Annotated in this window: 10 protein-coding genes; 7 read left to right on the forward strand and 3 right to left on the reverse strand. The window is 65.4% G+C overall.

Annotation, left to right across the window (positions count from 1 at the left end; genetic code table 11):
- Nucleotides 1–99: 99 nt before the first annotated feature.
- A complete protein-coding gene (ubiB, locus tag RMO95_RS11225; RefSeq protein WP_310450719.1) occupies nucleotides 100–1,638 on the reverse strand; it encodes a ubiquinone biosynthesis regulatory protein kinase UbiB in 1,539 nt (512 codons plus the stop codon).
- A 70-nt stretch (nucleotides 1,639–1,708) separates the two neighbouring features.
- On the opposite strand from ubiB, the gene argS reads away from it, so the two are divergent.
- Genes argS through RMO95_RS11250 form a run of 5 tightly spaced genes read left to right on the forward strand, consistent with a single transcriptional unit; the run spans nucleotide 1,709 to nucleotide 6,347 of the window.
- The gene (gene argS / locus RMO95_RS11230; RefSeq protein WP_310450720.1) at nucleotides 1,709–3,475 is read left to right on the forward strand and encodes an arginine--tRNA ligase; all 1,767 of its coding nucleotides are present in this window, start codon (nucleotides 1,709–1,711) and stop codon (nucleotides 3,473–3,475) included.
- 2 nt (nucleotides 3,476–3,477) lie between these two features.
- Complete coding sequence (locus RMO95_RS11235) at nucleotides 3,478–4,125, forward strand: SPOR domain-containing protein (protein ID WP_310450721.1); 648 nt, start codon at nucleotides 3,478–3,480, stop codon at nucleotides 4,123–4,125.
- A gap of 9 nt (nucleotides 4,126–4,134) precedes the next feature.
- Nucleotides 4,135–4,776: a thiol:disulfide interchange protein DsbA/DsbL gene (locus tag RMO95_RS11240; protein ID WP_310450722.1), complete on the forward strand. Its 642-nt coding sequence runs from the start codon at nucleotides 4,135–4,137 to the stop codon at nucleotides 4,774–4,776.
- Nucleotides 4,777–4,782: 6 nt separating this feature from the next.
- Nucleotides 4,783–5,556 (forward strand): SDR family oxidoreductase, encoded by a 774-nt coding sequence (locus RMO95_RS11245; protein ID WP_409574944.1) that lies wholly within the window; start codon nucleotides 4,783–4,785, stop codon nucleotides 5,554–5,556.
- A complete protein-coding gene (locus tag RMO95_RS11250) occupies nucleotides 5,556–6,347 on the forward strand; it encodes a helical backbone metal receptor (RefSeq protein ID WP_310450723.1) in 792 nt (263 codons plus the stop codon). Before RMO95_RS11245 ends, RMO95_RS11250 begins: the two co-directional genes overlap by 1 nt.
- Before the next feature lie 8 nt (nucleotides 6,348–6,355).
- Here the strand turns inward: RMO95_RS11250 and RMO95_RS11255 are convergent, their stop codons facing one another.
- A complete protein-coding gene (locus RMO95_RS11255) occupies nucleotides 6,356–7,096 on the reverse strand; it encodes a class II glutamine amidotransferase (RefSeq protein ID WP_310450724.1) in 741 nt (246 codons plus the stop codon).
- A gap of 24 nt (nucleotides 7,097–7,120) precedes the next feature.
- Entirely contained in the window at nucleotides 7,121–7,555 is a 435-nt protein-coding gene (locus RMO95_RS11260) for a hypothetical protein (protein ID WP_310450725.1), read from the reverse strand.
- Nucleotides 7,556–7,988: 433 nt separating this feature from the next.
- Between RMO95_RS11260 and RMO95_RS11265 the strand changes: the two genes are divergently transcribed.
- Nucleotides 7,989–8,777, forward strand: a complete 789-nt coding sequence (locus tag RMO95_RS11265) for a hypothetical protein (protein WP_310450726.1) — start codon at nucleotides 7,989–7,991, stop codon at nucleotides 8,775–8,777.
- Nucleotides 8,778–9,442: 665 nt separating this feature from the next.
- Nucleotides 9,443–10,076, forward strand: a 634-nt coding sequence (locus tag RMO95_RS11270) for a carboxypeptidase-like regulatory domain-containing protein (protein WP_310450727.1), incomplete at its 3' end; no start/stop codon positions are given.

Genomic DNA, 10,076 nt, shown 5'->3' on the forward strand with positions numbered 1-10,076 from the left:
GACGCAGAGGCGCAGAGAACTTCAAAAGCAACTGAATTGTTTCTCTCGCCGGGCTTTTTCTCTGCGCCTCTGCGCCCTCTGCGTCGAGAGAGTTTGTCGTTATTGTAAAACGGCGAAGGCCAGTGCGCCGGCGGCGACCGCGAACGCCAGCCAGAGCATCTGGCGCAGGCTGCGCACTTCGGCGGCCAGGCTTTCCAGTTCGAGGTTGGGGGCCGGCGTCGCCGTGGCCGTCAGTGCCTGATGCACCAGGCGCGGCAGGGTCGGCAGCAGCTTGGCCCAGTTCGCGGCCTCGCGCTTGATGTTGTTCTCCAGCGCCAGCCAGCCGAGCTGCTCGTTCATCCAGCGTTCCAGGTAGGGCAGGGCGGTCTTCCACAGATCGAGTTCGGGATCGAGCTCGCGGCCGAGGCCCTCGACGTTGAGCAGGGTCTTCTGCAGCAGCACCAGTTGCGGCTGGATTTCCACGTTGAACTGGCGCGAGGTCTGGAACAGGCGCAGCAGCACGCGGCCCAGCGAGATTTCCTTGAGCGGCCGGTCGAAGAAGGGTTCGCAGACGGAACGGATCGCCGCCTCGAACTCGTCGACGCGGGTTTCCTTGGGTGCCCAGCCGGATTCGATGTGCACTTCGGCGACGCGCTTGTAATCGCGCTTGAAGAAGGCCAGGAAATTCTGCGCCAGGTAGTTCTTGTCGATATCGGACAGGGTGCCGACGATGCCGAAGTCCAGTGCGATGTAGCTGCCGCTGTGCGCCCCTTCGGTGGCGACGAAAATGTTGCCGGGATGCATGTCGGCGTGGAAGAAGCCGTCGCGGAACACCTGGGTGAAAAATATTTCGACCCCGGCGCGGGCCAGGCGCGGGATGTCCACGCCTTTGGCGCGCAGCGTATCGATCTGCGAAATCGTCGTGCCGTGCATGCGCTGCATGACCATCACGCTGGTGGTGCACCAGTCCCAATACACCTCGGGCAGAATCAGCAGGTCGGAGCCCGCGAAATTGCGCCGCAGTTGCGAGCAGTTGGCGGCCTCTCGCATCAGGTCCAGTTCGTAGTGCAGGTATTTGTCGAACTCGGCCACCACCTCGCGCGGCTTCAGGCGCCGGCCGTCGGCCCAGAGGGTTTCCAGCAGGCTGGCGGCGACCTGCAGCAACGCGATGTCGTGCTCGATCACCGGCTGGATGCCAGGGCGCAGTATCTTGACCGCGACCTCGCGTCCGTCCGGCAGCACGGCGAAATGCACCTGGGCTACCGAGGCCGAGGCCACCGGTTCGCGCTCGAAGGAGGCGAACACCTGATCCACCGGCTTGCCGTAGGCCTTCTCCAGTTCGGCGATGGCCAGTTCCGAGGCAAACGGCGGCACGCGATCCTGCAGCCTGGCCAGTTCGTCGGCGATGTCCAGCGGCAGCAGGTCGCGCCGCGTGGATAACAGCTGTCCGAACTTGACGAAGATCGGCCCCAGGGCTTCGAGCGCCTGGCGCAGGCGTACCGCGCGCGGTGCCGACAGGTCACGCCAGAACATCAGACGCTGTGCCGCAAACAGCAGGCGCGTGCGCAAGCCGGGTTCGATCTCGTGTTCGAGCACGAGGCTGTCGAGCCCGTAGAGGTAGGCGACGCGGGCGATACGGATCAGGCGGAAGATGCGCACGGGGGGCTGGGGCGGACGTTAAACGGGAAGTATAATTCACGGCCCAGTGAAAGACCCTGTCTACTCCGATATGGCTGCATCCAGCGCACCTACTCCCACAGTCTTCGATGCCCGTCGGCATCTCACCGGCCTGCTGCGTACCGCACTGACCAGCGTGGCGCCCGGACAGGGCCTGACCGAAATCATCCTCGAACGTCCCAAGCAGGCCAGCCATGGCGACTTCGCCAGCAATCTGGCGATGCAACTGGCACGCGAACTGAAGACCAATCCGCGCCAGATTGCCGAACGCCTGGTGCGCGAGCTGCCGCCTTCGCCGTATGTGACGAAGGCCGAGATTGCCGGTGCCGGCTTCATCAATTTCACCCTGACGCCGGCGGCGCGCACCGCAGTGGTTGGCGCCGTGCTCGCCGCCGGGAAGAATTTCGGCCACGGTCCGGCGAAGAACGGTCGCGCCGCACGCCGCCTGCAGGTCGAGTTCGTTTCCGCCAATCCCACCGGTCCGCTGCACGTCGGCCATGGCCGCGGCGCGGCCTACGGCGCCAGCCTGGCATCGCTCTTGGCCTTCGCCGGTTTCGAGGTGACGCGCGAGTACTACGTCAATGACGCCGGCCGGCAGATGGACATCCTCGCCGTTTCGGCCTGGCTGCGCTATCTGGAACTGTTCGGCGAGCCGGTGCCCTTCCCGCCCAACGCCTATCAGGGCGGCTATGTGATCGAGATGGCGGAACAGATCAAGCAGGCCCACGGCGACCGCTACGTGCATCCGGCCGAAGCGGTGCTGGCCTGCCTGCCGCAGACGGAAGACGACGAGCTGCGCCTCGACGGCCTGATCCTGGCCGGCAAGGATCTGCTCGGCGAAGACTGGGCCTATGTGCACAGCCATGTGCTGAACGAGCAGCTGACCGATTGCCGCGCCGACCTCGAGGAATTCGGCGTGCATTTCGATGTCTGGTTTTCCGAGCGCAGCCTCTACGACACGGGCATGGTGGCGCGCGCCGTCGCGGCGCTGGAGAAATCCGGCCATATCTATACCCAGGACGGCGCCAAGTGGTTCCAGTCGACCGCCTTCGGCGACGAGAAGGACCGCGTGGTGCAGCGCGACAACGGCATCTACACCTATTTCGCGTCGGACATCGCCTACCACCTGAACAAGTTCGAACGCGGCTTCGACAAGGTGATCGACGTCTGGGGCGCCGACCATCACGGCTACATCCCGCGCGTCAAGGGTGCGCTGGCCGCCTCCGGGGCCGATACCGAGCGGCTCGACGTGACGTTGGTGCAGTTCGTCAGCCTGTTCCGCGACGGGCACAAGGTCTCGATGTCCACCCGCTCCGGCGAATACGTCACGCTGCGCCAGCTGCGTGCCGAAGTCGGCAACGACGCCTGCCGCTTCTTCTACATGCTGCGCAAGTGCGACCAGGCGCTGGATTTCGACCTCGACCTGGCCAAGTCGCAGAGCAACGACAACCCGGTGTATTACGTCCAGTACGCCCACGCCCGCATCTGCTCGGTGCTGGCGCAGTGGGAAGGCGACGCGGCCGCGCTGGCCGCGGTCGATCTGACGCCGCTGCAGCACGAGCGCGAATACGCGCTGTGCGCGCGCCTGGCCGAATTCCCCGAACTGATCCAGCAGGCGGCGCGCGACTATGCGCCGCACGCCCTGGCCTTTTACCTGAAAGACCTGGCCGGCGATTTCCACAGCTGGTACAACGCCGAGCGGGTGCTGGTCGACGATAGTGCAACCCGCGAGGCGCGCCTGGCCCTGGCCCTGGCGACGCGGCAGGTGCTGCAGAACGGACTCTCCCTGCTGGGAGTTTCGCAACCGGTGAGCATGTGACCATGGGTAAATTCGACCAATCCTCGCGCGCCGCGGCAAAGCCGCGCGCAGCGCAGAATAAGAACGGCGGCAGCACGCTGCTCGGCGTATTCATCGGCCTGGTGATCGGCGTCCTGCTTTCCCTCGGCGTGGTCTGGATGCTCAACAAATCGCCGCTGCCCTTCCAGAACAAGTACGAAGGCGCGCCCCGCAATGGCAGCGGCGGGACCGCAGAGCAGACGCCGGCGGCGCTGCCCGGCAAGCCCGGGGACAAACCGGCCGAGCGTCAGCGCTTCGACTTCTACAACATCCTCGAAGGCAAGCCGGCGGCCGCGCCGGCCGCTCCAGCCGCACCCGGCGCCGCCAAACCGGCGGCGTCCGCAGCGGGGTCGGCCGTGGCGCCTGTGGCCGAAGCCAAGCCGGCTCCCGTGGAAATCTTCTTCCTGCAGGTCGGTTCCTTCCAGAAGGCGGCCGACGCCGACAACCTCAAGGCCAAGCTCGCGCTGACCGGGCTCGATGCCAGCGTGCAGGAAGTCGCCATTCCCGAAAAGGGCACCATGCATCGCGTGCGCGTCGGCCCCTACCGCGACGTCGACGAGATGAATCGGGCGCGGGCGCTGTTGACCCACAGCGGATTGCAGGGCAGCGTGATCAAGCAGAAAGTCGAATAGGGCGCGGCGATGAGCGCATGGCGTGGCCGTGTGGCAGCAGTCCTGGCGGTGCTCGGCCTGTGCCTGGCGCCGGGCGCGGGCGCGGCGGAACTCAAGGAAGGGCGCGACTTCCGCGAAATCTACCCGCCCCTGGCCGCCGAGCGGAACAAGATCGAAGTCACCGAATTCTTCTGGTATGGCTGTCCGCATTGCTTCGATTTCGAGCCGGTGCTCATGCCCTGGGTCAGGAAGTTGCCGGCCGATGTCGTGTTCCGTCGCGTGCCGGCCGTTTTCCCCAACAACAAATGGACGCCGGGCGCCAGGCTCTACTACACGCTGGAAGCCATGAACCTGCTGGACCGGCTGCACGCCGAGGCGTTCAATGCGATCCACCTCGAACGCAAGCGCCTCGACAATGAAAAAGTGCTGTTCGAATGGGTGGCGACGAAGGGCGTCGACGCCGCCAGATTCAAGGAGGCCTGGGCTTCCTTCGGCGTCGAGAGTCGCATCCGCCAGGCCCGCGAGCTGACCAAGGCCGCCGGCCTCAGCGGCGTTCCGGCGATGGTGGTGCACGGCCGCTACCAGGCGATCACGCCGGGCACCTACGGCGAGCTGATCGTGCTCCTCGATCAGCTGATCGACGGCGTGCGCGCCGAAACCGGGCGCAAGTAGGCGGCGGTGCGCGTCTTCATCACCGGTGCTTCGAGCGGCATCGGCGCGGCGCTGGCCCGCCACTACGCGCAGGCCGGCGCCACCCTGGGTCTCGCGGCGCGTCGCCAGCGGCAACTCTCGGAACTGGTCGCGGAACTTCCCCCAGGACTTTGCGGCGGTCACGCCTGCTATGCGCTCGATGTCGCCGACGCGGCGGCGCTGCAAGCTGCCGCGTCGGATTTCATCGCGCGCTGCGGCTGCCCGGACATTGTGATCGCCAATGCCGGCGTTTCGGTCGGCACCCTGGCCGACGATGCCGGCGACCTGCCCGCCTTGCGCCGCGTCTTCGAGGTCAATGCAATCGGCATGGCGCAGACCCTGCAGCCCTTCATCGCCGCGATGAAGGCGCGCGGCAGCGGGCGCCTGGTCGGCATCGCCTCGGTCGCCGGCATCCGCGGCCTGCCCGGGGCCGGGGCCTATTCGGCCTCGAAGGCGGCGACCATTGCTTATCTCGAAGCCCTGCGCGGCGAACTGCGCGGCAGCGGGGTCAAGGTCGTCACCATCGCGCCGGGCTATATCGCGACGCCGATGACGGCTGCAAATCCCTACCCGATGCCCTTCCTGCTGCCGGCCGACGCCGCGGCGCGGCGCTTTGCCCGCGCCATCGAACGCGGCAGCAGCTACACGGTGATTCCCTGGCAGATGGGCGTGGTGGCCAAGCTGCTGCGCCTGCTGCCCAATCCGCTGTTCGATGCCCTGTTCGCCCGCGCCGGCAGGAAGCCGCGCGGCCTGGATCTGTAATGCCGCTCGATGCGCTCGGCCGCGAACACCCGCCACATGACGGCGTGCCGCGCATCGTCAGCCTGGTGCCGAGCCTGACCGAGCTGGTCTGCGACCTTGGCCTCGCCGATAGCCTGGTCGGCCGCACCGGCTTCTGCGTCCACCCCAAAGAGAAACTGCGCCGCGTGCCCAAGGTCGGCGGCACCAAGGACGTCAAGCTCGATGTGCTGCGCCAACTGGCGCCCACCCATGTCATCGCCGACATCGACGAAAACCGTCGCGAGGCGGTGGAGGCCATCATGGAATTCGTGCCCCATGTCGTCGTCGTGCATCCGCAAACCGTCGATGACAACCTCGGCCTGTATGCGCTGCTGGGCGGCATCTTCCGCCGCGAAGCGGATGCCGCGCGACTCGCCGCGGAATTCTCCACAGCGCGTTGCGAGCTTGCCGCCGTAAGCGCCACGCTGCCGCGCGAGGCCGTGCTCTATCCGATCTGGCGCGAGCCCTGGATGACGGTGCGGCGCGACACCTATATTTCCTCGATGCTCGCCGCTGCCGGCTGGGACACGCTGCCGGCGGAAGCTCCGGCACGCTTTCCGCAATTCGCCTGGGATGCGCCGTGGCTGAATGATGTCGCCCGCGTGCTGCTGCCTTCGGAGCCTTATGTATTCAGCGCGCGCGACATGGCCGAAGTCGCCGCGCTGGCGCAGCGGCCGGTCACCCGCATCGACGGCGAAATGGTGTCTTGGTACGGCAGCCGCGCGATCGCCGGCTTGCGTTATCTGGCGGAACTGCGCCAGCAACTGGTCTGAGGGGGCCGTCAGCGCGCCGCGGTCGAATCCGCTGCCGCGCCGCTCAGCCGCGCGATCTGCCGGCCGTCGCGATACACGCGCAGTTCGCGCGCCGCGAAGGGTTGCCACGGCCCGTCGCTCAGCGGCTCGGTGGCGATGATGACCTGGCGGCCGGACTCGTCGTCGAGTTCCAGGCCATGCAGCCGGTCATGGCCGTAGGCAATCAGTTCCTGCCCGTCGGAGAGCAGGAAGTTAAACTTGCCCAGCGCCGCGATCTTTTCCGTAAGCTGCGCCAGGCGGGTCAGCCATGTCGGCCGCTGCGCCTGCTCGTAGGCCTCGGCGATGCCGGTCAGCAAATGGCAGAAGGCATATTCGGAATCCGTCTCGCCGTCCGGCAGGCACAGCGGCCCGGTGGTCTGCCAGGCGATGACCTCGGGCACCATGCCGTTGTGGGCGAAGACCCATTCGCGATTGCAGCAGGCATGGATGAAGGGATGGGTGTTGAGCATGCCCGGCACCGGCGGATGCCGCGCCTTGCGCACATGGGCGATGGCCAGGCGGGTGCTCAGTTCGTCGGCCACGCGGGCGAATTGTTCGCTGCGAAAGCCCGCTTCGGAAGATTTGGAGAGGCGGGCGACGCCGTCATGCCAGGAGGCGACGCCCCAGCCGTCCGGGTTGTCGGCATTGCCGCCGCCGCGCTGGCGAAACGGCATCAGCCAGCGGCTCAGGCCCTGCTCGTGCTCGCTGCTATAGCCGAACAGTTCGCACACTGCACAATTCCTTCGGTGCGCTTGTCACGGTGCCGGGTAATCTCTTTGGCATAACGGCCCCGCCACCGGATTCGCCACGCTTTGCGCGATGGCGGCGACCAGTTCATGCACCTCCTCGACGGAAAAGTGCGCGAACAGGCGGCGCGCGTGGCGCGCCGGAATCCGCACCACGCCGGGCTGGCCGTCGGGCAGCGTGATGGTGACGGCCATCAGCGCGAGCGTGTTGTCACCGTCGGCGGCTTCGACCAGGTCGCGCTGCGCTTCCATCAGCGTCGTGTATTCGTCCTCGATGGCCTCCTCCAGATCGTCATCCAGATCGTCATCCAGATCGTCGGCCAGGGCCACGACGAAACCCTCCATCGCATCGGCGCGCAGTTCGCCCGAAATGCCGCGCGCGGCGAGGAAGCCGACGAAGCGGTCGCGCAGTGCCGCGTCGAAAAAGATGTATTCGTTGACCATGAGTTCCCCGGCGTCTTGTCTATCGAGCCAGCGGAATTATGCCGCGAATTCCTGCCCGCGCCGTATCATCAGCGCCAACTCTTGGGCCGGTCGCGGTAGGCGGACGCCGTTGCCGGGCGCGCCTTTCGGGTGTCGGCGAGCTGCTGCTGCGCGCTGGATTCATCGCCAAACTATTCGGCCCCTGTGTGCGGCAGCGCACAGACGGCCGTTCCGGTCTGAATAGCATTGGGACGAGGTTTTGGTGTGATGGGTGCCTAAACAGGAACATAAGAGAGTATGGTCGCAGTTCCTGCCTGACGCTCGTGCCGCCAAGGCCGGCGAGATGGGGCGTCAAATTCCTTGTCTGCTATTCCTGCCCGGTATGGGAAATTGCATTGCGTGCCCGAATCCGCCGGTGTTTTGCGATTCATAATTAAATGACAAGGAAATGCCGATGCAAACCAGTTCCCACCAAGCCGGATCAATTGCACTCGTGGCTGCCGTGCTTGCCATACTGGCTTGCCCGGCTTACGCCGAGGTCACCTTGAATGCGGGCGCCAGACTGTCGAACGACAGCAATGTCAATGGCTCGCCCGATACGCCGACCAAGGCGAATCAGCAGAGTGACAACTTTCTTTCGCTGAGCGCGTCGGCGGTGTATTTCAAGCCGCTGGACGATGCGCAAACCAATTATTTCATCGCCCAGGCCGGCGCGATGACGGCCTATTACAACAAGTTCGACAACCTCGACAGTTCCATGCTGATGGCGAGCGCGGGGTTTTACCGGCAGTTGTCGCCGACCTGGTCGGGCCAGATCATGGGGCGCGGCTTCCGCCGCGATACCCGGCAAAACGAACGCGATTCCAATGGCGTCGGCGCAAGCCTTGAAATCAAGAAGCAGCTGAACCAGACCTTGTGGCTCAAGGGGGTTGCCGACTATGAGGACAACAAGGCCAATCTCGCTTCCTTCAGTTACACCGGCGCGACTTACGGCCTGAACCTGGGCTACCTGCCGCGCCCCGATACCTTCGTCAATCTGGGCTACAGCCACTCCGCGCGCGATTTCAAGAGCCTGGTGGCGTTCAATGCCACCACGCAAACCCTATTCGCCGAGGTCACCGAGCGGATGTCGAAGAACTGGTACCTCAACGGCGGCTACGCCTACATGAAGAACGATTCGAACTTCGTCGGAACGGCTTACACCAACCACGTCCTGTCGCTTGGCGTGAGCTTCAGTTATTGACTTATTGCATGGCTTGCTTGCCTCGTTCGTCTCACGGCGGCAGTAGGCAAAGCCACTTGCAACCGAGATTCAACTCCAGTCACAGGAGATTCAAATGAAGTTCAGTCCCGTAATTGCGCTAATGGCATATGCCTTGCTCTCGATGGGCGCAGCGGCAGCCGCGGATCAGCCGGAGCCCAACCAGACCAGGGCTGCCCCGCCTGCTCAGCCAGCACCCCCTGTCGGCTTTGGTAGCGGAAGCGGCATGGGTCCGGGCGGCGGCATGGGCAGCGCCAGCAGCATAGGCGGTGGTTTCGGTGCGCCGACCAGCGGCTCCGGCAGCCAGAGCTTCGGCGCTGGATTCAATCAGCAAACTCCTGGCTCGGGCCCGTTCGCAACCAATCCTGCGCTCAATCCCTCGCTCAGTCCCGCGAGGGGAGCAGGCGGTGCCGGCGGGGCGGGAGGAGGGTAATAGCGAACTTATTGGTGCTTGCCGCGAAAGCTGTTCACCGCCAGATCGGTTGAGAAAGTGGCACCCCGACCGGGGCTGTCGCGAATGTTGATGATGCCGGACCGATCGAGCGAGGAGCAGTGAAATGGACCAACAGGATCCCGATTCGGTAGGCGGCGGAGGGAAGAGAGAACCCCTGTCGCGCCTGATGCTCACGCTTATCGCAGGCCTAGGCATGTCGTGCTGGGGCCCGGCTGCGCTGGCGGCAAGCGAGCCCCTGCCCAACATCAAGGTTATCGTCAGGAGCCAAGCCGGCGGCGTCGAGCTGGCAACCGTTACGAACAAGGACGGGATTTACAAGTTCACCGGGCTGACACCGGGCAAATACGAGCTGACGATCGTCGGCCAGAGCGTTCAGTCGATCACCGTCGATGGAAAGCGAACCATCGTCGGAATGTTGAGACGAAACGACGACGGCACGATCACTGACAGCAAGGGCATATCTCCCGACTTTGGCAATAGCGCCGGCATCACGGATACAACAGGCACTACTGGCACCACCGGCTCGACCGGCTCGACCGGAACGACCGGAACCACCGGCACGACCGGTACCACCGGGACCACGGGCACCACGGGCACCACCGGAACCACCGGAACCACCGGCACCACCGGCACCACCGGCACCACCGGCACCACCGGCACCACCGGCACCACCGGTACCACGGGCACCACCGGGACCACCGGGACCACGGGCACCACCGGAACCACCGGAACCACCGGAACCACCGGAACCACCGGAACCACCGGAACCACCGGCACCACCGGAACCACCGGAACCACCGGAACCACCGGAACCACCGGAACCACCG

The organism is Sulfuritalea sp. (assembly GCF_031426875.1).
GTDB lineage: Bacteria > Pseudomonadota > Gammaproteobacteria > Burkholderiales > Rhodocyclaceae > Sulfuritalea.